Genomic DNA, 22,100 nt, shown 5'->3' on the forward strand with positions numbered 1-22,100 from the left:
ATGAATGCTATCTGGACAATAAAAAAGACAGATATAAGCTCTGTCTTTAATGTAATGAATGAAAGATAAAGTTTAACAAAAATAAAAATGCAATAATATAAAGAGGTGGTTTAACATCTGTTTGTCTTTTAAGTACAATCTTTAAGATCGGATACATAATAAATCCGAATGCCATACCATCTACAATACTATAGGTAAATGGAATTAAAGCAATAATTAGGAATGCTGGGAAGCTCTCACTAAAGTCGTTTAAATCAATATGCTGGATATTTTGTATCATTAAACTTCCAATTAATATTAGTATAGGAGCTATTGCGCTATCGGGAATTATTCTTACAAATGGTAAGAATAAAAGTGAAGTTAAAAATAAAACTCCAGTTGTAAGTGATGTTAAACCAGTTCTTCCACCAGCAGTAATTCCAGCTGCTGTCTCAACAGTACTTACCGTAGGACTTGAGCCGAAAATACCAGAGGTAATTGTTGATAATGCGTTAGCTTGTAAAGAGCGATTATATCGCTGTGGACGATTAATCATATGTACTTGACCAAATACTAAGCCAATGTTCTCAAATACGATAACCATTGTTAAAGAAAACGTTGCTGTCCAGAAAGCAATATCAACCATATTTGCAAAAGACATAGCCAAAAAAACCTCTTTATACATAACAAATGCATCAACTGATTTAAAAGTAAAATCATAGTTGAGCTGACCAAAGCATGCTGAAAGAATAGTCCCAAATAATATACTAATTAGAAAGTTACCAGGTATTTGTTTGGAAAATAATATAACAGTTGTAATTAAAGTGATAAGAGTCAAAAACACAGTTGGTTCACTAAAATTACCTAAGGCTACGAATGTTTCTTTACTTAAAACAACAATGCCGCCTTTTTGTAGACCTATAAATGTTAAGAAAAAACCAATTCCAACTGTTATGGCTTCTTTTAAAGACAGTGGGATTGACTCCGAGATTATAGTTGAAAGCTTTGTAAAGGCAATAATAGTAAACAGAATACCGGAAACAAAGACAACTGCCAGACCTTCTTGCCAAGTTAGCCCCATCCCCAACACAATAGTGTAAGTGAAAAGTGCGTTAACTCCCATGCCAGGAACAAGGATTATAGGCGTATTTCCGAATAACCCCATAATTAAACAACCCGCGACAGATGTCAGAACTGTTGCTATTATCCCTGCTTCTAAAGGTATCCCCGCGTCGGCTAAGATAGAAGCATTAACAACGACAATATAGACAATAGTGAAAAAAGAAACGGATCCAGCAAGTATTTCCTGTTTTATTGACGTTTTATTTTTAGTTAATTGAAAAAACTTATCCAATGTAGACCTTCCTTAATTGTGCCCCTCAACCCAACCCATTGAATACGAAAAAACGATCCACTACAGGATTATAACAAGAGTGTCACAAAAATGCATTTAATTTTTGTTTCTTTATATTTACAAAGTACATTACTATCATGTCATAGAACTGATATAAAAATGTAAACAACATAGAAAATAAGACCAATTATGAAGTTAATAATGCAATCTCAACTAAAATTGAAATGAGTCAAGCTTAGAAGGGAAAATGAGTTAATGGAAATGGATTGAAAAGTGGGGGATTTATTAATTATATGTTTGAGACAACCCTGAACTTTCATATACATGTGTAGAGCGTAGAGAAAGGGTGTGGTGTCTCTGGCACGAAAAGTTTGGGGCGTTGATTCAGCATATACAGTTAATCAAGAGTTATATGATTGTGTAAGAAAGCGATTTGGTTTACCTAAGTTTTGGGGGAGATACTTAACAGATATTCCTAAGGTTTCAAACGGTTTAACTAAACAAGAAATCACTTTTATCAGAAGTAAGGGGATAAAAGTATTACCTATTTATAATGTTATTAGAGAAGCCGTTGGCTATGATGAAGCGCAAATTGCCGTAAGAAATGCTGTTTATCATGCCAGAAGACTTGATTTACCTCAAGGTACGGTTCTGTTCGCAAATGTTGAAAATTTCTTTAATGTTGATTCAGCTTGGATAAGAGGATGGGTCGAAACACTCTTACCGACCGGGTATCAATCGGGATTTTATCATGATCCGGTTGAAGGGGATTTTACTCAAGCTTATTGTCAGGCTGTTCAGGAGAATAATGAAATTGCCCTACAAACCATTTTATGGAGTGCAGAACCTGAACCAGGAGTAACTTCTGAAAGAAAAGCCCCTAAGTATAATCCGGCAACTCCAAACTGTAAGGCAAATGTTTGGGTATGGCAATATGGCAGGGATGCAATGAAATGCCAGATAGACACTAATCTGGCAGATGAAAGAGTATTAAATTATTTATATTAGTATAAAAGCTTGGAATGAACTCCAAGCTTTTGCTTATAGACTGAATCAAGATAATCGTATTAAAATACTAAAACAATTGCTGCTAGGACATGGTATTTCTATAAACTCAAATAAAATCCTTTAAGTTTTTAAAATATTTGCCGATATAATAAGTACAAATGTATTCAGATGGAAGGAAGAAGAAAATGGATCAACAAAAAGGGATTTTACTTGAGAGTGGAACAAATGAACTTGAAATTGTAGAGTTTAGCGTAGGTAAAAATAAATTTGGTATTAACGTAATCAAAGTAAAAGAAATTATCCAGCCAGTACAAGTAACGCAAATACCACATTCACATCCAAATGTGGAAGGAATCATAGATATCAGAGGGGAAATTTTGCCTGTCGTAAGTGTTTCTAGAGCGCTAGGTTTTGGACAAGATGAGGCAGTAAAAGATGAAAAATTTATTGTTACAGAATTTAATCAAACAAAAGTTGTTTTTCATGTACATGCAGTTACACAAATTCACCGAATTTCCTGGGATAAAATAGAAAAGCCATCTGGAATGTATCAAGGCTTGGAAAGTCAAATTACAGGAGTAGTAAAAATTAACGGAGAGATGATTCTTCTGTTAGACTTTGAGAAAATTGTTGTTGATATCAATCCAGAGTCAGGGATTAATGTTGAAAGTGTAAAAAAGCTCGGGTCAAGAGAAAGATCGGAAAAAAAATTAGTTATTGCAGAAGATTCACCGTTATTACGTAAATTATTGCAGGAAACGCTTAATGAAGCTGGATTTCAATATATTGAATTCTTTGAAAATGGTAAAGATGCACTATCCTATTTAAAGTCGATTGTAGAGGCAGGCAAAGCAATCGAAGACGAGGTGCAATTAATTATTACTGATATTGAAATGCCACAAATGGATGGACACCATTTAACAAGAAGGATAAAGGATGATCCATTATTAAGTATTTTACCAGTTATTATCTTTTCTTCCTTAATTACGAGTGACCTTCGACATAAGGGCCAGATGGTAGGGGCAAGTGAACAAATAAGTAAACCTGAAATAAGCACCCTTGTACAAAATATCGATCAGTATGTACTTTAATATACAGAAGACTGCATAATATGCAGTCTTTTTGTAGTACAACTAAGAGGGAAAAATATGCATTGGGGACGGATTGATCGAGATCATTCTGGTTTATAATAAAGCAATCATTTAGTTATTAGTGGCTAGAGGTGAAGATATGGAGATTCTTCTAAAAGCAAGAGATTTTGCTAAGAACGCACATAATGGACAAAAAAGAAAAATAAGTGGAAAACCATATTTTACACACGTAGAAAATGTGGCAGCTATACTTAAACAATCCGGTTTTCCTGATAGCGTCGTTGCAGCAGGATATCTGCATGATGTTATCGAGGATACCGACGTATCCCAAGAGGATATTAGAGAGATATTTGGCGAGGAGATCTTGCAGCTTGTTTTACATAATACAGAAAACAAAGAGTTGGAATGGGAGCAAAGAAAACAAGCTACCATACTAAAAGCAAATGAATCATCGTTTGAAATTAGAGCATTAATAGCAGCGGACAAACTAGATAATAGTAAGGATTTACTGAACTTTTACCAACAATATGGAGACAAAGTGTGGGAGTTTTTTAATAGAGGGTATGAAAAACAAGCTTGGTATTATAAGGAATTAACAGAAGCTTTATTTAAAAATGTAAATGAAACCGAAGTTCCTGATTTTTTTCATATTCTTAGAAGTAATGTTGAACATCTATTTAGTCAGAAAGAAATGTAACTTCTAAAAAGGCAAAAGAAAAAGCCACTTACGATAATGTGGCTTTTTTGTATTTATCTGTAGCTCTCACCTAATCTTTTAAAAACCGGCTTTTCATATGTACGTGCTTTGTTTGTACGATAATTGTGTGATTTAGGTTTTTTCTCTTCCTTCATTCCAACGTAATTTTGTAAGAGAATCTTGGCCTTAGTTAAGGACATGTGTGTTTTTGGGTTACGATAAGTTGAATTTAATGAACCTAAATGTGGAAGTTGATCGAAGTCATCTTTTGTAGGAGGCATATGAAAGTAATACTCCCCAGCTAAAACTAAAACATCAGATTGCTGTTGACTTAATTTTGGATTATTTGAAAAGTGAAGTCCTTTTTTAGTTGCTTTTCCTTCTTGGACAAGCTTAAGTAATGCTTTCTTTTTTAAAGCATAAAGATATTTTGGGTTTGGTGCAGTTTTTGCATGACGGTTAACCACGTAAATAGCACGTGCGAGGTTTTCAATTGTTGGGTTTAATCTTGGATCGAGCCGCTTATGATCGTCCATTGGTTCTCTCCTTTTCTTGTTACACTTTCAGTTTGTATCTATCTTATATAAATTATACTTGGTCAGTAGTAAAATGCAACTAGAAAAGGGTATTTAATTGCAAAAATTCATTAAAGTCTGTAAATAGAAGCATACGTCAAAACGAATGCTTCTATGATAGATTTTCTCAAAAGTTATACGCTTTTCTTAAGTTGATCGCTAGCCAACTGTTCATTTTGTCTCATATAGCTTATGAAAAGTTGAGCATATCTTGGATCCCACTGAGACCCTTTTCCTTCTTCTATAATTGCTAAAGCTTTTTGAATAGGCATACCTTTACGATATGGACGATCAGATGTCATAGCATCAAAAGCATCAGCAACAGCCATAATCCTACCGAAGAGAGGAATATCTTCCCCCAGAAGACCTTCCGGATAACCTAATCCGTCATATCGTTCATGGTGATATTTTACACCTGGAATAAGTGCATCCATCTCCACTTTAGGCTGAACTTGGGAGAGAATGGTTGCTCCGATAACAGGATGGGTTTTTATTTCATTAAATTCCTCATCCGTTAAGCGACCATCTTTCAATAAGATATCATCTCTAATGCCTATTTTTCCAATATCATGTAATAAAGCTGATTTTCTTAATAAATCTAGTGTTTCCTTATCTAACTGAGCTTGTTCACCAATTAAAACTGAATACTTTGCAACCCTGACTGAATGACCAGCAGTATATGGATCACGTGCATCTAATGCTAGTGCTAGTGTTGTAAAAAGACTGTCTAATAGTTGTTTGTTTATTTGATCCCTTCGTTTAAGACCACTAACCATTTGATTATAGCCGGATATTAATTTGGAAAATTCATCAGAATACACATCTTTTTGATAAACAAGATTACCTTGCTGAATTTGTTGCATCGCATCTTCAAGTGTTTGGATAGGTTCTGCTATATTATGAAATAATAAATACGCACCATAAAAAGCAAATAATATCGAAACAACTAAAACGATAACAGCCCAACTCCAGTATTCTGTTAATAATGGGATGGAGGCTTCGGTAAATCGAAAATGAGTGGCTAAACTAAATAATAACAAAGGAAAAATACCTATAAAAATTGCACTATACAATACTTTCTTTTGAATTGAAATGTATATATGCGATTGATGTGAAAAGTCCACGTCGTATAAATTCTGACTTTGATCTCTAATATAAACAAGTATCGGCTGTATAGCCTTGGTAGCTAAAAAGAATTCTATAATAGCATGCATTCCTGCTATAAGTACAGAAGCACCGAAAGCAATTCCAACATAATACAAAGGAAAAGGAAGCATTTCATTGTTAATATAAATGTAGCTCATTGCCATGGCAGGTATAGAAAATCCAAATAAATGTGGACCGAAGATTCTATATACACTAAGAATAGGTAATCGATGTGTTTGTTTAAAAGATAATCTTAAGTCATCAAGTGATGGTTGATCATTCAAGAATGTCCTTTTTATTGGTCTGATCATAAGTGAAAATACAATACTTTCAAGTGAAAGCATACATAAAAGTGAAAGGCAGATTATTTTACCCAATATAATGGTTTCATTTAATTGAACATCTATTGTTGTAAACATGAAAAGTGCTCCAACTCCAAATACTGCAAGTAAGGAGCCAAATATATAGTTTCTAAGTAGAATCAATAAAAAATGTCTAAATATCGTATGTCGCATTTGCTCACAACCTAACATAAGTGGTAAAGAATAAAGTGTCACCATATATATCGGCTAGAAATGATAAATATTAAGGGGATAAGAGACAAGGATGACTCTTTGGGAAAGTCATCCTTTTTAGATTGAGGTGATATTTGCATTAGCTTTATGATTCAATCTTCTTTGCTTTCTCTCAAATGCCTCACTTAATTTTGGAAGTGTGAAGGCATAGAAGAGGGAAACTAGTAAAATAATAGCGGCAATTCCGTAATAGAGTAAATCAATTTCCTCAATGATTTTTGGGAATAAAAGTGCAATAAGACCTAATGTCATAGATTGTGCAAACATCATTAGTGGGTCAATCCATCCACTAACACGGCCCATAAGTTTAGGATGGACAATTTTAGGCATCCAGCCGCCAATTGCTATATTAATTGGACCTAAGCATGTCCCAATAATAAACACGATAATAAGAAAGATCGATATTCTATCTGTAAAACCTAAAAAGAAAACGAGCAAACTTGTTAGAAAGATTGGAAAGATCATTAATTGATGTGGCTTAAACTTCGAGGCAATTAATGTTCCAAGACCACTTCCTGTTAATAATCCTAAACCTAATGAAATGGCGAAAAGGGATGCATACCATTCATAGTTTGTAGGTGAGAGTTCATATTTCATTGTAAACATAGGTAAGATAGCAAATGCTCCATTAAAAAAACCAAAAACAAAAAAGCCAAAGATTAAAGAAGCTAACAGTCGATTTTTAATAATATAAAGTATTCCATCTTTAAAATCGACAAATGAAGATTTAATACTAACATCTTTCCATTCTAACCTTCCATTAGGAAGTCTTGCAGAAGATGGTATCTGACATGACCTAATAAGTAAGCCAGAGATAATAAAGCTTACAAAGTCAACAGCAACTGCACCATGTATTCCGATTGTTTTATACATTGCTGCACCTATGCCGACTCCAAACACCATAAAAATACTAAAAAGCATTTGATTTAGTCCAGCTGCTTGTGCATATTGATCTTTGTTTAAAATCCCTTGAACAAGACTGTTTTCAGCAGGGAAAAAGAATTTTGTTACAGCACTTCTTAAGAAAAGTACCAGAAAAATAAGAGGGATAGAGTTAGTGAAAAGTGAACCAAATAAGATAACGGTTAAAGCTGCGCGTATCCAGTCACAATTTTCAGCTACTTTCTTACGATCAAATCTGTCTGCGACAACTCCAACGATGAAAAAAACGAGAATGGTAGGTAATGAATACATCAGCTCTGCTATTGTTGCATAAGAAGGCTGATGACTAAAATGATCCAGTAAATAAAAGGCAAAAGCCATATTTCCTATTGTTGTACCCATTTGCGAAAAAAGGGCAGCATAGAATAATTTAACAAAGTTACGATTACGAAAAATTTTCATTTGTTCGCTCCTTATTTTCTTCGTCCATATCTACAATTGTCATTATAAGGTAACAAATAAAGTTTTGATACGTAAATTACAAAATCTTAATAAAATCTTAAGGTCTTATCATTACATTAGTACCATTAGGAACTAGTGAAGCTAGTTCTAAAACATCGCTGTTGTACATTCTAATACATCCTTGTGAAACGGCTTTACCAATAGAAGATGGGTTGTTTGTTCCATGTATTCCATAGTGGATTTTAGACAAGGAAAGCCACATTGCCCCAAAAGGTCCACCAGGGTTTGGTTCCCGATTTACAATGACAAAATCTCCTACAGGTGTAGAACTAACTATTTTCCCTACGGCAATAGGGTATTCTTTCATAACTTGTCCGTTTCTGTTTAGGGTTAAACGTTTATTGGATATAGATATTTGAATCGAATAAGGAATGGTATCAGGATTAGGTAAACCTGGAATCGTTATTTTTTGTCCAATATAGATAATATTAGGATTTTGAATTGAGTTTGCTGATAATAGCTTATTTATAGTAGTTCGGTAATTAGCAGCTATCAGGGCAAGGCTTTCTCCTTGTTTAACAATATGAATCATGTTAATACCTCCATTTATAATAGACACTGTTATACAGAGATTTTTGTGAAAAAAGAAATCAATATAACTTATGTATGGATATGGTATAATGTACATTAATTTATTCCTAAAAGATGACGTTTACAGTAAGATATCAAATAAATGTTTAATACTTTATTCACACAGTTGTATGTAATTTATATATGTAAGGGTGTTGAAATTGAATCAAGAAAAATATGCAATAGTTGATATCGGATCAAATACAATGAGACTTGTTATTTACTTACGGGAGAAAAGCGGAAGATTAAAAGAAATTGAAAATGTAAAGGTAGTGGCACGTCTTAGAAACTATTTATCAGATGAGGGAGTGTTAATGGACGAAGGAATGTCAATTTTAATTAACACGCTTCTTAGTTTTAAGGAGGTAACAAATCATCATAAATTAGATGAGGTAAAATGTGTGGCCACCGCTACAATCCGCCAAGCCAAAAATCAGCAAACAGTTCTTGAAAAAGTAAAAGCTGAGACTGACTTTGTGATTAGAATCTTATCAGAGTATGAAGAAGCCTATTTTGGTTATTTAGCTGTAGTTAATACAACACCTTTTGATCATGGTATTACAATTGATATTGGTGGAGGAAGTACAGAGCTTACGTACTTTGCCAATCGAAAATTAATAAGTTATCACAGTTTTCCTTTTGGAGCGCTATCTTTAAAAAAACAATTTATAAAAGGTGACGTTCCAACTCCGGATGAATTAAAAAAGTTAAGAGCGTTTATATATGAACAGTTTCAAACACTTGATTGGGTAAATAACAGAAAGCTTCCAATTATCGGTATTGGAGGAAGCGCGAGAAATATGGTTCAAATACACCAAGAACGTATCGGATACCCAATTGCAGGTGTTCATCAATATTTAATGAATAATGAGGACATTAATGAAATCAACCAATATCTTCAGTCATTAACGTTTTCAGAGTTACAACGAGTCGAAGGGCTCTCTAAAGACCGAGCAGATATTATCATTCCTGCTGTTGAGGTGTTTTCTTGTTTAGTGGAGGTTGTAAACACAAATAAGTTTGCATTAAGTAAAAAAGGTTTGCGAGATGGTGTTTTCTTTGAGGAACTTACAAAGGAATTTGGAATAAGTATTTTCCCTAATGTTATTGAAGAGAGTTTTTATGAATTGGCAACAGATTACAGCATTAACTTAAACCATGTTTTTCATGTAACTACAAATGCATTAATGATAACTACTCTTCTTGGTAAAGCTGAATTAGCTTCATTTAATAAAGAAGATGAGCTATTACTTAAAAGAGGTGCATTTGTTTATGACCTTGGTTCATATATTGACTCGGAATCAAGCAGTCAACATACTTTCTACCTTCTAGCTAATAGAACAATTGATGGATTGCTTCACCGAGATCGGATTATTATCGCATTGATTGCTTCTTATACAAGTAAAACAAATTTCAAAAGATATGTTTCTTCATATAGTGATTGGTTCACAAAAGATGAGTTAGCAAAGTATAGAATGTTAGGAGCTATACTAAAATTTGCATATAGTTTAAATGCGACGAAAAGAAATATTATTAGATCCCTTGATTTGAAGCTTGAGCAGGGGAAGTTGGTTTTCGATGTTACATGTAACAGAGATTGGAAGCCAGAGCAATATCAAGTTGAAAAGCAGAAGAAACATTTGGAAAAAGTATTGAAAAGGTCAATATCTATTCATTTTGTTGAAGAATAAAAAGATAGATCACTGTTGATAGTAAATGTCGAATGTACGTTAAGTTTTAATAACAACTTGTTAGAGGAAGTTATGCTAATCATTATTTATCTAAGTTTGGTATTGTCTAAATTTATTCATAAGCTAACTATTATTTACATAAAATTAATAAAAATTTACATAAATTTTACAATTTGAGTAGTACCATAGTGCTATCATGTAAACAATAGATATTTGTCGAAAAAGGGTGGCTTAAAATGAATACAATAAATAAAAACGCTGTAGATCTACAGAGTCCGCTATATTATAACAACAGAGAACTAAGCTGGCTTGCTTTTAACGAACGAGTTTTGGAAGAAGCACTAGACGAGCGTAACCCTTTACTAGAAAGGTTAAAATTTTTAGCGATATTTAGTTCAAATTTAGATGAGTTTTTCATGGTTCGTGTAGCGGGATTAAAAGACCAAGTAAAAGCAGGTTTTAATAAGCCGGAAAATAAGGCTGGGATGACCCCAAAACAACAACTTAACCAAATAGGCATTCGAACTCACCGCCTTGTTGAAATGCAATATGAAGCTTATAATCACCTTCTGATCCCAAATCTTGATATAGAAGAGATTCAGTTATTAAAGATGGAAGAAGTAGCTTCTGAGCAGCTACAAATTCTTGAGGAATATTTTGACGAACAAATTTTCCCTGTCCTTACTCCAATGGCTGTTGATGCATATCGGCCGTTTCCAATGCTTTTAAATAAAAGCTTAAATCTTGCTATTGTTATCGAGGATAACGATGAATATGAAGAAAATCGCTATAAAACAGCTATTGTTCAAGTTCCTTCTGTTTTAGATCGCTTTGTTAAACTTTCTTCTTCAGGAGCTACTCAATTTGTGTTGCTTGAAGATATTATTAGCAGGTTTATCCATAAACTTTTTAAAGGATATAAGGTGGTTTCTGTATCTGTTTTCCGGATCACTAGAAATGCAGATATGACGATTCATGAAGAAGGTGCTCGTGATTTATTAAAAGAAATTGAAAAAGAGCTGAAAAAACGAAAATGGGGAGCAGCTGTTAGGCTGGAAATCCAAAAACAAGGATTTGATCGTAATATTTTACGTTATCTTACAGAAGAACTCGAAATTCATGAAAAAGATGTATATGAAATAGATGGACCTCTAGATCTAACATACTTATTTGGTTTTGCAAAAGAAATTTCTAAAATTAGAGAAGACCTTTTGTTTGAAACACTCATTCCCCAGCCTCCACGCGATATCGGCTCAGATGAAGATATTTTTGAAAAAGTTTCAGAACAAGATGTTTTCTTGCATCATCCTTATGAATCGTTTGAGCCTGTTGTAGAATTTATTTCTGATGCAGCAGATGATCCAGATGTGCTTGCGATTAAACAAACTTTATATCGGGTTAGTGGTGATTCTCCTATTATTGAGGCGCTTATGCGTGCTGCTGAGAATGGGAAGCAAGTAACAGTTCTCGTTGAGTTAAAAGCTCGATTTGATGAGGAAAATAATGTCCAATGGGCTAAGGAGCTTGAAAAAGCTGGATGTCACGTTATTTATGGGATGACATACTTAAAAACTCATAGTAAAATAACTCTCGTTGTTAGAAGAAAAAATAACCGAATTGAGCGATTTGTTCATCTTGGAACAGGTAATTACAATGATCAAACAGCAAAAATATATACAGATATGGGCTTGCTTACATCAAAAAGGAAATTTGGTATTGATGCCACAAATTTCTTTAACTATTTAAGTGGATATACCGAAAAGCCTGAGTTTCATCATTTATCTGTAGCACCTTTTGACATTCGTAAGGATTTTATTCAACTTATAGATGATGAAATTAATTTCCACAAAAGATTTTCAAATGGACGGATTATTGCAAAAATGAATTCTTTAACAGATAAAGTCATTATTACAAAGCTCTATGAAGCTTCAAACGCTGGAGTTAAAATTGACTTAATTATTAGAGGAACATGCTGTTTACGTCCAGGAATAAAAGGAGTAAGTGAAAATATAAGGGTTCGCAGTATTGTTGGTAGATTTTTAGAGCATAGCAGAATCTACTTCTTTCACCATAATGGAGAAGAAAAAACATTCCTATCATCCGCTGATATGATGACAAGAAATATGGAGAAGCGAGTTGAAATCTTATTTCCTATCTTTGATGGTCGAATCAAGAAACGCTTAAATCAAGTCCTAATGTCAAATTTAGCTGATAATGTAAAGGCAAGAGAGCAGGACAAAGATGGTGTGTATCATTATGTAACTCGTGAGGTTGAAGATGAGCCAATGATCGATAGCCAATTATTACTTTTTGGCCAGGCTTATCGTGTTCTAGAAGATGAAGAATAAATAACATAAAAAAAGCAGGACCTTCAAATGACTAACTGAAGGTCCTTTCCTTTTCTTGAAAAGGAACTTTCTTTTGAGATAATAAGAGGAAGTTGCTCTTTTTAGAGAGATTAGGAGGAAAGGAATCTTATGATGAAAGAAAAATTTCATAATAGCTTAATTGTTGCAAGCGGAGGAGCAATAGGCTCCATACTCAGATATATGTTTTCTTTCGTTCACTCTTATGGACCATTCTCTACGTTTACAGTTAACATAATAGGTAGCTTTTTATTAGGTTTTTTCACGGTCTTCTTTACAAATCGGGTAGATAATAAGAAGTCGAAGTTACTTCTTGGTACAGGATTTTGTGGAGGATTAACAACGATGTCAACTTTAAGCTTGGAATTAACGACAATGCCGATACATCATGCTATTTTCTACCTTATATGTACTCTAATTATAAGTTTCTTACTAGTACTAATAGGTATGAAAATCGCAAGTAATATAGTGAAAAAGGAGGCTCAGTCATGATAGCTGTAGCAATTGGTGGTGCTTTGGGTGCATCAGTACGATATTTAATAGGTGAATACATTAATAGTACGTTCAAATCTTCAATACCTATTTCAATCATGCTAATAAACCTTTTAGGAGCTTTCTTATTAGGTTTGTTTATCAATGTCACACCCGGAAACATTCTATTATTTCTAGCCACAGGGTTTTGTGGGGGCTTTACTACTTATTCTACTTTTAGTATAGAAGCTATACAGTTAGTTCAAGAGAAAAAATATTTATATTTTATTTTGTATCTACTAATAACCATTGTTGGAAGTATTCTTTCAATTATGATAGGTAATTCTTTAACAACTCATTGGGGAGCAGTTGTTAAATGATAACATTATGGTACTATTAAATTAAAGATGCTAGGGACCAAGCAAAATTAACTAGTTACCACAGTTATTTTATTGTTAAACATTATAAATAGACATGTACAGGATGATGGGGATGACCGATTTTTTAAACTTAAAAAAAGACTTTAATAACGACAAAAAGCTATCAGTAATTGAATCGTTTATTTTTCAAATTATTTTAAAGCATATCAATGATTTGATATTTATTATGAAGGTTGAAATTGATGGTTCATTTACTTATTTATTTGTGAATGAAATGGGGAAAATAAGAGCAAAGCTTGACAATAATTATGCGGGGAAGACCTTTTACGACCTCCAACCTGCAAAGAGTGCAGATGAATTAAATGAGAAATATACATTTGTGAAAAATCATAAAATGGCAACCACATTCCAAGATAGAGTAAAAATTGATGAAAACCATTTTGCATATGGTGAAACCATTTTAACACCAATACAAAATGATGATGCTGATGTTATTTATATTATTGGTGTAACTAGAGATATTTCAGAAAGGGTTCATGAAAAGACCTTGTTAATAGAAAGTCAACAAATGTATAAATCACTTGTTGATTTCAATATGGATGCAGTTTTATCAGTTGATAATGATGGAGTGATCTGTTCGTTTAATCATTCTGCTAAAAGAATACTCAAGGTAGACGATGAATATATTAATGTGAGCGTTTTCTCGCTATTTGAATACAGCTATCATCTAGAAATACAACATGCATTTCAACGATCTATTAATGGAGAATCTTCTGAAGGAGAAGCGGTTCTTATTCAAAAGCAAAACAGATTAAATGTTCATTATAAAACTGTGCCTATTATGATAAATGAAACAGTAAGTGGAATCTTTTTTATATTAAGGGATATCACAGAGAAGGTAAAGCATGCGGAGCTAATTGAGCACCTTGCATATCATGATTCTCTTACTGGATTGTATAATCGAAGTGCGTTAAAAAAAGACTTACCTAAAGTAATGGAGATTTCTAAACAAAATCAAACACCTTTGGCTTTAATGTTTATGGATTTAGATCGCTTTAAAATGTTAAATGATACTCTTGGACATAATAATGGTGATCAAATCTTAATAGAGGTTGGAAAACGGCTGTTAAGTATAAACTCTCCTGAATTTAATGTATACCGTCATGGAGGAGATGAATTCATCATTGTTTTGCCATCATCTAATGTAGAAGCGGCAAGCAAGGTTGCCTCACAAATTCTGGATATGTTTAAAGACCCTTTTTCTATCAATGACAACTTATACTATGTTTCAATTAGCATAGGTATAAGTATATATCCTGATGATTGTCAGGATGAAGACTCATTAATCATGAATGCGGATAAAGCACTATATGTTGTAAAGCAAAGCAGCAGGGCACAATATCAACATTATCATAAGGCTATGGATAAAAATACCAACGAGTTATTATCTATGGAAACTGCTCTAAGAAGGTCTATAGGAAACAATGAATTAAAATTGCATTATCAACCACAAGTTGACTTGCATACAAATGAGATCGTAAGCTATGAAGTATTATTGAGATGGGAAAATTCACACTTAGGAAATGTTTCGCCTGCTAAATTTGTGCCCATTGCAGAGGAGTCAGGATTGATTATTTCTATAGGCGAATGGGTAATTGAGGAAGCATGCAAACAGCTTATGCAATGGAAAAAAGAAGGTTTAGGTGAAATTGTACTAGCTATAAATCTATCAGCTAAGCAGTTTGAACAACCTTATTTAGTAGAAAAAATAAAGAGCTTATTTAGTGAGTATTATATAAATCCTAATCAAATTGAATTTGAGATTACAGAAGGTGCCTTACAAAATGTAGATGAAGCATTGCATATTATGAGTAGGTTAAAAGAAATTGGAGTAGCTATCTCAATTGATGATTTTGGCACAGGATATTCTTCTCTAATGTATTTAAAACAATTTCCTATTGACTCCTTAAAAATTGACCAATCATTTATTCGAGAAGTGTTAACCGATCAAAAAGATGAGGCAATCGTCAAAACAATCCTTTCTATCGCCGAAAATTTAGGACTCTTAGTTGTAGCAGAAGGAATTGAAACGTTGGAGCAGTTGAATTTTTTAAAAACGCTAAACTGTCAAAAGGGACAAGGTTTTTACTTTAGCAAGCCAATCCCACCCGAAGAAATCACCAATAGGCTGAAGGATTAGATCCTTTAGCCTATTTTAATGAGTGGAGTGTAAACTGAGTTAATTCTGGAACAGATAAAAACCTAAACGGAAGTCTAGTTGTGCCTAATCCTCTATTAACATAAAGCTTCATCTTTTCCACATCATATAAACCCTCAATATATTCAGTAGCATAAGGTGGTGTAATTAGCGGTCCGATAAAGGGCAGTTGAATTTGTCCGCCATGACTATGACCTGAAAGCTGTAAGTGAACAGGATACTTTTTTGACTCAAGTGCTGCATCTGGTTCATGAGCTAATAGAATATTAAACATATCTTTATTTAAATTTCCTAGTGTCGCATCATAACTGGGTTTCCCAAGCATAAGGTCATCAATTCCTGCAATGGCTATTTTACTACCATCAACCATTTTTATATTTGCAACCTCATTTTGTAATAATGTAAACCCAGACATTGTTATAACATTTCGATAAATATCAGTACCGTAACCACCATGGTCATGATTCCCGTAAACAGCGTATTTTCCAAATGGTGCCTCTAACTTTTCAAGAACTGGAACAATCTTATTTATTTTCTCATATTGATTTGGTTCGTCCATTAAGTCACCAGTGAAAAGCAATAAATCAGGAGAAAGAGAATTGATTTCCTTCACAATTGTTTCTAGTCGTTCTAATGTGAAAAATTCACTTAAATGTGTATCGCTAAATTGTACGATTTTAAAACCTTCGAATGCTTTTGGGATGTTTGGATGTGACAGTGAAAGAATGTTTTTATCTAAAAAAGTAGGCTCAATATACCTGGCATATGTATAACCACCTGCTGCTGTTAAGAAGCTTGCAAAAGAAAAGGAAAGAAGACCTTTTAAAAAAGATCTTCTTGAATATAATTTTGTCATGTTTCTACCAACCATTTCTCCGTGTTTTATTCATATATATTAAGTCATTTTTTTTATTTACGTCCGTACCTGAAAAAATATTCTTCAATATAAGTATATCATGCTTCAATTTAAAGAACCATTTCATACTATTTGAATAGAAACAGAAGTGTAATTATGTTAAGATATGAATGAATGGTCATTCATTACACAAGGGGGAAAATGATTATGAAGGATAATGTTATTATTGTTACAGGTGGCTCAAGTGGGATGGGAAAAGCTATGGCAAAACGGTTTGCTGAAGATGGTGCCAAGGTTGTTATAATTGGTCGAACACTAGAAAAACTGAATGAAGCGAAAAATGAGATTCAAACATATGATGGACAGGTCCTTCCAATACAACTTGATGTAAGAGATCCTGAAAAAATATCAGAAATGATTCAGCACGTTGATACTAAATTTGGAAAAATTGATGGGTTTGTTAATAATGCTGCAGGGAATTTTATCTGCCCTGCTGAAAATCTTTCTATAAATGGTTGGAAGGCCGTAATAGACATTGTGTTAAACGGGACATTTTATTGTTCTTCCGCAATCGGAAAGTACTGGATTGAGAAAAAAGTAAAGGGATCAATTTTGAATATGGTGGCTACATATGCATGGGGAGCCGGGGCAGGTGTTATTCATTCAGCTGCTGCAAAGGCTGGAGTGCTTTCAATGACAAGAACACTTGCTGTTGAATGGGGCAGTAAATATGGGATTAGAGTAAACGCTATCGCACCTGGTCCAATTGAAAGAACAGGTGGAGCTGATCGTTTATGGGAATCAAAGGAAGCTGCTGAACGTACTTTAAATAGTGTGCCACTAGGTCGATTAGGAACTCCGGAAGAAATTGCAGCGCTCTCAGCATTCTTATTATCAAATGAAGCATCTTATATAAACGGTGAATGCATCACAATGGATGGCGGTCAATGGTTAAATCAACGACCATTTTAAAATGTGATAATTCAAACCTAATTTAAAGTCTGATTATTTGATAAGATGGCTGTCAATTCCTTTTAGTCATGAAGGTGTTTTGGCAGCTTTATTGTTCCCTCTTTAATATCTTTGAAAGCCTTAATTAATTTACAAAAAAATCCCTTTAGTTACAATTTTGCCTAATCTTTTCCGGACTATGCTATAATATGATTACTTTCTAGATAGATATAGGTGAGGGGATTGCAATGGATCCGTTAGACGTTTTAACGAATTTGGATAAAGTTTTTCCATATTATCAAGCAATTTTCAGTGCAGATGAACAAACAGTTATTGGTTATGAGGTATTAGGGAGAATAAAAATCAATGATCAAATAGATAGCCTTGGCTCATTTTTTCATGATGAAAGTATTCCAGATGAATATCGGATTGAAGTCGATGATCATTTACTACATATAGCAATAGATGAATTTTTAAAGCTTAATAACCAAGAACTGATGCTATTCATTAATCGAGATGCAAATTTGCTTATGCTAGATCATGGTGAAGATTTTTTGCATACTTTAATAGAAAAACAAGAAAAAGGATTACACTTAAATCAAATTGTACTGGAAATTACAGAACATAATTTTCTAGGAGATATTGAACAACTGTATCATCTTTTACTTTATTACAGAACTTATGGTATTAAAGTTGCTATTGATAATATCGGCAAGGCAGGTAGCAATTTAGATCGAATTGGCCTTTTATCACCCGATATATTGAAAATAGATTTACAGCCTCTCCGATTAACTTCACCACTTCAATCTTATTATGATGTTCTTTATTCAATTTCTTTGTTAGCACGGAAAATTGGGGCAACTCTTTTATACGAAGATATTGAAGTTAATTTTCAGCTTCAATATGCATGGAAAAATGGTGGTAGATATTATCAGGGATACTTTCTAAACAAACCAACTCGTAATTTTATTGAGAGGGACGATTGTAAAGAAAGACTTAGGTTAGAATTTCAGCGTTATATAAGCTCTGAGAAGAAAAAACTAGAAGGATTATATAACTTTACTGAACAGTTTAACCTAAGAGTCCAGCAAATGCTTAATAGAATTGGTAAGCAATATATTGATTATAAACAATTACTTGAACAACTCTCAAATGAGTTAGACGATTGTTGTTTTCGCATATATATTTGCGATGAAGATGGATTTCAGCAATCCGTTAATATATTCAAAAAAGATAATTGGGAAATCCAACCTCAGTATTATTTAAAAAATTGGAGTTGGAGACCATACTTTTTAGCAAATATTATAAGAATGAGATTTGATCAAAAGGGCTTTTTAAGTGATGTTTATAGTGACATAGAGACTGGTGAGTTGATTAGAACTTTTTCGTATCCACTAGATCAAAATCTGTATCTTTTTATTGATTTATCCTACGAGTATTTATATGAGGCAGATGGCTTATTATAAATTTTCCACCCTCAACTGGTTAGTATTCATTGAGGTACTGAAAGAATAATTTGCAGGTAATGAGTCATCCTATTTATAGAAGGGGTGACAGCAAGATGACCTACTTAACAATGGTACTCGGTGTGATAGCATTGCTTATATTGGCTTCAAGCTTAATTTATACATTTAAGGTAGGAAAACTTGTAAGTGAAAGAAAAGCAAAATATGATACTCAAATTAATGAAAAGGTTCAAGATCATCCTTATACTCGCAACCCAGTATTTCTAACTTATTTAATTGCAGCTGTTCTTTCACTTGCATATATTTTTTATTTGGCATTTACAATATCATGGTAAAAACGGCGGATAGGTTTTCCGCTGTTTTTTTTGTAGAAACTGATTAAAAAAACGTTGACAATGAAACTGATAATCATTATCATTGTAGTTAAGAAAGAGAATAAAACAATCTAGAACTACATAAAACATTTTTACGGAGGTGAAACCTTTTTCATCACCTTAGAATGTGCTTGTAGAGCTTGATTAGTCATTAAACTCTCGATTTTCCCCAAACCCCTTTTAATAGACGGAAAAAGCTTGGCTGGTCACCAAGCTTTTTTTCTTTCTTGATTCTTCAGTTTTCAATCTCCAATAACTTTTCAAGCTTTTGTAAATCAAAACCTGTTACTACTGCATCATCAACTGTTACAGTTGGTGTGGAAGTAGATTGTAATTCATTGATCAGTGTGTTTCTTGCATCTAAGTCTATTGAAACATCTTTTTCAATATAGGAAATCTGATGATGCTCTAAAAACTTCTTTACCACCTGACATGGTGGACAACTTGGTTGAGTATAAACTGTAACTTTTTTCACTCATATCCCCCTTACATTTTATATAGATTTTTACTTTTTTTGTTCAAGTTTATAAATGTAATCAACAAGGCCTTGAGCACAAACTGATAAATCAAGTAATACCATATCATGAACATCATTAGAAAGTGTAACTTTTTGTTCAGCTAACACTCGAGAAACAAGGTTTTCTAATTCAATATTTACCTGTTTACTTGCTTGTTGAATGGTTTCAAAGCTATTGCTAGTAAGAGTTTGCTGAGCTGTTTGTAAAAATTGAGGTAACCACTTTCTCAATTCATTAATTACCCTGTTTGGATTTTTACTGACTCCATAATGACTAAAATAAATTAAACTCACATTTAAATTTTCAATCATTTTTGCAGAATGAAGCATAGCTTCTGGGTCAAATTGATTAGGCGATGTAGAAGGTAGGTAAAATTCCTTATTGTTTTCAGGTAGAACCCCATAAAAAACCCCAATCGTATCCCCTGTAAATATTCCATTGCTTACAGAATCATGAATACTAAAATGATGATTTGCATGACCTGGAGAATCATAAAAGGTTAGAGTGCAGTGATTACTTAATTCAAGAGTATCAAGATGTTTCTTAATTATGATTCGATCTTCAGCAATTGGAAGTACTGGATGGAACAAACGATCAAAGCTTTCACCGTAGACTGCTCTTGCACCAGCAATTAATCTTGAGGGATCAATCATATGCCTAGCACCTTTTGGATGGACAATTAGCCTTGCATTGGGACACTTTTCTAAAAGTAATCCTGCTCCACCGGCATGGTCTAGATGAATATGTGTTACAATAATATAGGCTATTGATTCAAACGGAATGTTTAGCTCGTTTAGTCCTTCTAGGATATGAGGTACTGAAGGGCTTGCTGACGGTTCAAAAAGGACTACCTGTTTTTCATCCTGAAGAACATAGCAACTTGTTCTACCTTGCATTCCTAAATCCATTGTGTCGATGATTGTTATTCGATCATTAATCTTTTTTGTAAGTGCCAAAATTAATTTCCCCCTTGTTTTAAACACGGATTTTTTTGACTGACGAGGGTGAAAGTGATTTCCTAGCAATTAATATCAAGGCAGTTTTTGTTGCTTCAGTTGGATTGTTGATATTAATAAATCAACGTTTGTCAAAACTATGTCAATTTCCTTGGAAATCCTTATATACATAGTGTAAAATTGATATGGCACAAAGTAAAGATACTGATTATTGAATCGTTGTTTAGTGGATAGAATGTATGGTAGAGTAAAACAATAAAATATGAGGAATTAGTTATACGTTAACTCTTCCGGAAGGGGGATATTCTAGTGTCACAACTTTTAGGTATTATTACAAGACTTCAAAATTTACAAGAAAATGCGGGGTCTGGAGAACCAGTTCAACGTTTTTTCGAAGTAGAAGGTGAAAAACGCTGTAGTGTAAAATATTTTGATAAAAACAGCACGTTTGAACTAGAGGTTTATCAAAAGGGTGAAAAACCTCAATCTTACCAGTTCGACAATATTGATATGATTGCGATGGAAATTTTTGATCTCCTCCAGTAACTAACGGAGTAAGGAGGCAAAATGAGAAAAGAGCCTTTTGTTATTTGTCCATCATGTCATGGACAAGGACCACTATCAGAATCATTAACAGCTCAATCTAATCAAAATGTTATCTTTACGTGCGCTCATTGTCATGCAACCATTAAAAACATTGAGACTAGTAAAGGAAAGTAGCCATGCCTTAAGGTATGGCTACTTTTTTTTCTGCGTAATTATACGTTTGCTATGAGTTAGTTAGAATTAATGAGAAATACTCATAATATTCCTTGTTTCATACATATAGTGAGGTAGAAGGGAAAAACTCTTTTGAAAAATGAAATCATTGACAAGGAGATGTGACATGAACGAATCTTTCACCTTTTATAATGTCTCTGAGAAGAATATGTCCTTCCAAACTGTAATTGAGCGTATAAAAGGCTTTATGTTAAAGGATCCACGTTCACTTTATGTATTGTCAATTGGTTCAGACTCACATGTTCATCAAACAGAGACTAAGTTTATAACAGCCATACATGTACATCGTGTTGGCAAAGGTGCATGGGGATGTTTAAAGTACCATAGTGTGAATAGGCCAATTTCGAGTATTCGTGAAAAAATTTCGCTGGAAACTGCACTTAGTCAAGAAATTGCTTACTACTTTACTTCTCAATATTTAGAACAGTTAACAGATGTATTAATTCCTTTTTCAGATGAAGGAGCAGATTTAGTTTTTGAAATTCATCTTGATATAGGAAGAAAAGGATTAACAAAGGAGTTAATTCAGGAAATGACAGGTCGCATAGAAGCGATGGGAATTGAAGCGAAAATAAAACCAGATTCATACACGGCATTCAGTTACGCAAATCGATATACAAAATAATGGGAATTTAGTATTATTGTCGAAACTTGCGTTTGACTCCCCACTTTTG

The 22,100-nt window shown here is 33.4% G+C and carries 22 protein-coding genes; 14 read left to right on the top strand and 8 right to left on the bottom strand.

Going from position 1 to position 22,100, the window contains the following annotated elements:
• Nucleotides 1-46: 46 nt before the first annotated feature.
• Complete coding sequence (locus COD11_RS16475) at nucleotides 47-1,333, bottom strand: NCS2 family permease (protein WP_098797999.1); 1,287 nt, start codon at nucleotides 1,331-1,333, stop codon at nucleotides 47-49.
• A 357-nt stretch (nucleotides 1,334-1,690) separates the two neighbouring features.
• Here COD11_RS16475 and COD11_RS16480 point away from each other — a divergent pair, with 357 nt between their 5' ends.
• The 3 genes from COD11_RS16480 (at nucleotide 1,691) to COD11_RS16490 (ending at nucleotide 4,129) form a co-directional block, all read left to right on the top strand.
• Nucleotides 1,691-2,341: a glycoside hydrolase domain-containing protein gene (locus tag COD11_RS16480; protein WP_098798089.1), complete on the top strand. Its 651-nt coding sequence runs from the start codon at nucleotides 1,691-1,693 to the stop codon at nucleotides 2,339-2,341.
• Between the two features lie 185 nt (nucleotides 2,342-2,526).
• Entirely contained in the window at nucleotides 2,527-3,432 is a 906-nt protein-coding gene (locus COD11_RS16485) for a chemotaxis protein (RefSeq protein WP_098798000.1), read from the top strand.
• A 139-nt stretch (nucleotides 3,433-3,571) separates the two neighbouring features.
• Nucleotides 3,572-4,129: an HD domain-containing protein gene (locus COD11_RS16490; RefSeq protein ID WP_098798001.1), complete on the top strand. Its 558-nt coding sequence runs from the start codon at nucleotides 3,572-3,574 to the stop codon at nucleotides 4,127-4,129.
• Nucleotides 4,130-4,182: 53 nt separating this feature from the next.
• Here COD11_RS16490 and COD11_RS16495 read toward each other — a convergent pair whose 3' ends face one another.
• From COD11_RS16495 to COD11_RS16510, 4 genes are all read right to left on the bottom strand, one after another.
• Nucleotides 4,183-4,665 (bottom strand): YkyB family protein, encoded by a 483-nt coding sequence (locus tag COD11_RS16495; protein WP_098798002.1) that lies wholly within the window; start codon nucleotides 4,663-4,665, stop codon nucleotides 4,183-4,185.
• A gap of 173 nt (nucleotides 4,666-4,838) precedes the next feature.
• Nucleotides 4,839-6,269 (bottom strand): HD-GYP domain-containing protein, encoded by a 1,431-nt coding sequence (locus tag COD11_RS16500; protein ID WP_231309410.1) that lies wholly within the window; start codon nucleotides 6,267-6,269, stop codon nucleotides 4,839-4,841.
• A gap of 213 nt (nucleotides 6,270-6,482) precedes the next feature.
• The gene (locus COD11_RS16505; RefSeq protein ID WP_098798004.1) at nucleotides 6,483-7,769 is read right to left on the bottom strand and encodes an MFS transporter; all 1,287 of its coding nucleotides are present in this window, start codon (nucleotides 7,767-7,769) and stop codon (nucleotides 6,483-6,485) included.
• A gap of 97 nt (nucleotides 7,770-7,866) precedes the next feature.
• On the bottom strand, nucleotides 7,867-8,361 hold the full coding sequence (locus COD11_RS16510) for a L,D-transpeptidase family protein (protein ID WP_098798005.1): 495 nt from the start codon (nucleotides 8,359-8,361) through the stop codon (nucleotides 7,867-7,869).
• Between the two features lie 244 nt (nucleotides 8,362-8,605).
• Here COD11_RS16510 and COD11_RS16515 point away from each other — a divergent pair, with 244 nt between their 5' ends.
• The 5 genes from COD11_RS16515 to COD11_RS16535 all read left to right on the top strand — a co-directional run bounded on the left by COD11_RS16515 (nucleotide 8,606) and on the right by COD11_RS16535 (nucleotide 15,507).
• Nucleotides 8,606-10,090 carry a Ppx/GppA family phosphatase gene (locus COD11_RS16515; RefSeq protein WP_098798090.1) on the top strand — a complete coding sequence of 495 codons (1,485 nt, stop codon included), beginning with the start codon at nucleotides 8,606-8,608 and terminating at the stop codon, nucleotides 10,088-10,090.
• 236 nt (nucleotides 10,091-10,326) lie between these two features.
• Nucleotides 10,327-12,438, top strand: a complete 2,112-nt coding sequence (locus COD11_RS16520; RefSeq protein ID WP_098798006.1) for an RNA degradosome polyphosphate kinase — start codon at nucleotides 10,327-10,329, stop codon at nucleotides 12,436-12,438.
• Between the two features lie 129 nt (nucleotides 12,439-12,567).
• The gene (locus COD11_RS16525; RefSeq protein WP_098798007.1) at nucleotides 12,568-12,948 is read left to right on the top strand and encodes a fluoride efflux transporter FluC; all 381 of its coding nucleotides are present in this window, start codon (nucleotides 12,568-12,570) and stop codon (nucleotides 12,946-12,948) included.
• A complete protein-coding gene (gene crcB / locus COD11_RS16530; protein WP_098798008.1) occupies nucleotides 12,945-13,307 on the top strand; it encodes a fluoride efflux transporter CrcB in 363 nt (120 codons plus the stop codon). The genes COD11_RS16525 and crcB overlap by 4 nt, the downstream gene beginning before the upstream one ends.
• 112 nt (nucleotides 13,308-13,419) lie before the next feature.
• Nucleotides 13,420-15,507: a bifunctional diguanylate cyclase/phosphodiesterase gene (locus tag COD11_RS16535; protein ID WP_176551118.1), complete on the top strand. Its 2,088-nt coding sequence runs from the start codon at nucleotides 13,420-13,422 to the stop codon at nucleotides 15,505-15,507.
• 10 nt (nucleotides 15,508-15,517) lie between these two features.
• On the opposite strand, the gene COD11_RS16540 is transcribed toward COD11_RS16535, so the two are convergent.
• Nucleotides 15,518-16,381 carry a metallophosphoesterase gene (locus COD11_RS16540; protein WP_098798010.1) on the bottom strand — a complete coding sequence of 288 codons (864 nt, stop codon included), beginning with the start codon at nucleotides 16,379-16,381 and terminating at the stop codon, nucleotides 15,518-15,520.
• Nucleotides 16,382-16,588: 207 nt separating this feature from the next.
• On the opposite strand from COD11_RS16540, the gene fadH reads away from it, so the two are divergent.
• The 3 genes from fadH to COD11_RS16555 all read left to right on the top strand — a co-directional run bounded on the left by fadH (nucleotide 16,589) and on the right by COD11_RS16555 (nucleotide 19,133).
• Nucleotides 16,589-17,353 (top strand): 2,4-dienoyl-CoA reductase, encoded by a 765-nt coding sequence (gene fadH, locus COD11_RS16545; protein ID WP_098798011.1) that lies wholly within the window; start codon nucleotides 16,589-16,591, stop codon nucleotides 17,351-17,353.
• Nucleotides 17,354-17,580: 227 nt separating this feature from the next.
• Nucleotides 17,581-18,798 carry an EAL-associated domain-containing protein gene (locus COD11_RS16550; RefSeq protein WP_098798012.1) on the top strand — a complete coding sequence of 406 codons (1,218 nt, stop codon included), beginning with the start codon at nucleotides 17,581-17,583 and terminating at the stop codon, nucleotides 18,796-18,798.
• A 95-nt stretch (nucleotides 18,799-18,893) separates the two neighbouring features.
• Nucleotides 18,894-19,133, top strand: coding sequence for a hypothetical protein (locus COD11_RS16555; protein WP_231309413.1), 240 nt, complete (start codon nucleotides 18,894-18,896; stop codon nucleotides 19,131-19,133).
• A 274-nt stretch (nucleotides 19,134-19,407) separates the two neighbouring features.
• On the opposite strand, the gene COD11_RS16560 is transcribed toward COD11_RS16555, so the two are convergent.
• Complete coding sequence (locus COD11_RS16560) at nucleotides 19,408-19,647, bottom strand: glutaredoxin family protein (RefSeq protein ID WP_098798013.1); 240 nt, start codon at nucleotides 19,645-19,647, stop codon at nucleotides 19,408-19,410.
• Nucleotides 19,648-19,677: 30 nt separating this feature from the next.
• Nucleotides 19,678-20,646 carry an MBL fold metallo-hydrolase gene (locus COD11_RS16565; protein ID WP_255301635.1) on the bottom strand — a complete coding sequence of 323 codons (969 nt, stop codon included), beginning with the start codon at nucleotides 20,644-20,646 and terminating at the stop codon, nucleotides 19,678-19,680.
• A 309-nt stretch (nucleotides 20,647-20,955) separates the two neighbouring features.
• Here COD11_RS16565 and COD11_RS16570 point away from each other — a divergent pair, with 309 nt between their 5' ends.
• From COD11_RS16570 to COD11_RS16580, 3 genes are all read left to right on the top strand, one after another.
• Nucleotides 20,956-21,192 (top strand): YkuJ family protein, encoded by a 237-nt coding sequence (locus COD11_RS16570; RefSeq protein WP_098798014.1) that lies wholly within the window; start codon nucleotides 20,956-20,958, stop codon nucleotides 21,190-21,192.
• 21 nt (nucleotides 21,193-21,213) lie between these two features.
• A complete protein-coding gene (locus COD11_RS26930) occupies nucleotides 21,214-21,366 on the top strand; it encodes a hypothetical protein (RefSeq protein ID WP_098798015.1) in 153 nt (50 codons plus the stop codon).
• Between the two features lie 166 nt (nucleotides 21,367-21,532).
• Nucleotides 21,533-22,051, top strand: a complete 519-nt coding sequence (locus COD11_RS16580) for a ribonuclease H-like YkuK family protein (RefSeq protein ID WP_098798016.1) — start codon at nucleotides 21,533-21,535, stop codon at nucleotides 22,049-22,051.
• The last annotated feature ends 49 nt before the right edge of the window (nucleotides 22,052-22,100 follow it).

This window comes from Bacillus sp. AFS040349 (assembly GCF_002577655.1).
Lineage (GTDB): Bacteria > Bacillota > Bacilli > Bacillales > Bacillaceae > Metabacillus.

What these genes read in the sequence shown, in the direction of transcription:
- COD11_RS16520 (WP_098798006.1), top strand. Translation starts at nt 10,327, where the DNA reads ATGAATACAATAAATAAAAACGCTGTAGATCTACAGAGTCCGCTATAT.
- COD11_RS16525 (WP_098798007.1), top strand. Translation starts at nt 12,568, where the DNA reads ATGATGAAAGAAAAATTTCATAATAGCTTAATTGTTGCAAGCGGAGGA.
- fadH (WP_098798011.1), top strand. Translation starts at nt 16,589, where the DNA reads ATGAAGGATAATGTTATTATTGTTACAGGTGGCTCAAGTGGGATGGGA.
- COD11_RS16495 (WP_098798002.1), bottom strand. Translation starts at nt 4,665, where the DNA reads ATGGACGATCATAAGCGGCTCGATCCAAGATTAAACCCAACAATTGAA.
- COD11_RS16580 (WP_098798016.1), top strand. Translation starts at nt 21,533, where the DNA reads ATGAACGAATCTTTCACCTTTTATAATGTCTCTGAGAAGAATATGTCC.
- COD11_RS16515 (WP_098798090.1), top strand. Translation starts at nt 8,606, where the DNA reads ATGAGACTTGTTATTTACTTACGGGAGAAAAGCGGAAGATTAAAAGAA.
- COD11_RS16555 (WP_231309413.1), top strand. Translation starts at nt 18,894, where the DNA reads ATGACCTACTTAACAATGGTACTCGGTGTGATAGCATTGCTTATATTG.
- COD11_RS16485 (WP_098798000.1), top strand. Translation starts at nt 2,527, where the DNA reads ATGGATCAACAAAAAGGGATTTTACTTGAGAGTGGAACAAATGAACTT.
- COD11_RS16540 (WP_098798010.1), bottom strand. Translation starts at nt 16,381, where the DNA reads ATGACAAAATTATATTCAAGAAGATCTTTTTTAAAAGGTCTTCTTTCC.
- COD11_RS16505 (WP_098798004.1), bottom strand. Translation starts at nt 7,769, where the DNA reads ATGAAAATTTTTCGTAATCGTAACTTTGTTAAATTATTCTATGCTGCC.
- COD11_RS16500 (WP_231309410.1), bottom strand. Translation starts at nt 6,269, where the DNA reads ATGTTTACAACAATAGATGTTCAATTAAATGAAACCATTATATTGGGT.
- COD11_RS16490 (WP_098798001.1), top strand. Translation starts at nt 3,572, where the DNA reads ATGGAGATTCTTCTAAAAGCAAGAGATTTTGCTAAGAACGCACATAAT.
- COD11_RS26930 (WP_098798015.1), top strand. Translation starts at nt 21,214, where the DNA reads ATGAGAAAAGAGCCTTTTGTTATTTGTCCATCATGTCATGGACAAGGA.
- COD11_RS16510 (WP_098798005.1), bottom strand. Translation starts at nt 8,361, where the DNA reads ATGATTCATATTGTTAAACAAGGAGAAAGCCTTGCCCTGATAGCTGCT.
- COD11_RS16550 (WP_098798012.1), top strand. Translation starts at nt 17,581, where the DNA reads ATGGATCCGTTAGACGTTTTAACGAATTTGGATAAAGTTTTTCCATAT.
- COD11_RS16535 (WP_176551118.1), top strand. Translation starts at nt 13,420, where the DNA reads ATGACCGATTTTTTAAACTTAAAAAAAGACTTTAATAACGACAAAAAG.
- crcB (WP_098798008.1), top strand. Translation starts at nt 12,945, where the DNA reads ATGATAGCTGTAGCAATTGGTGGTGCTTTGGGTGCATCAGTACGATAT.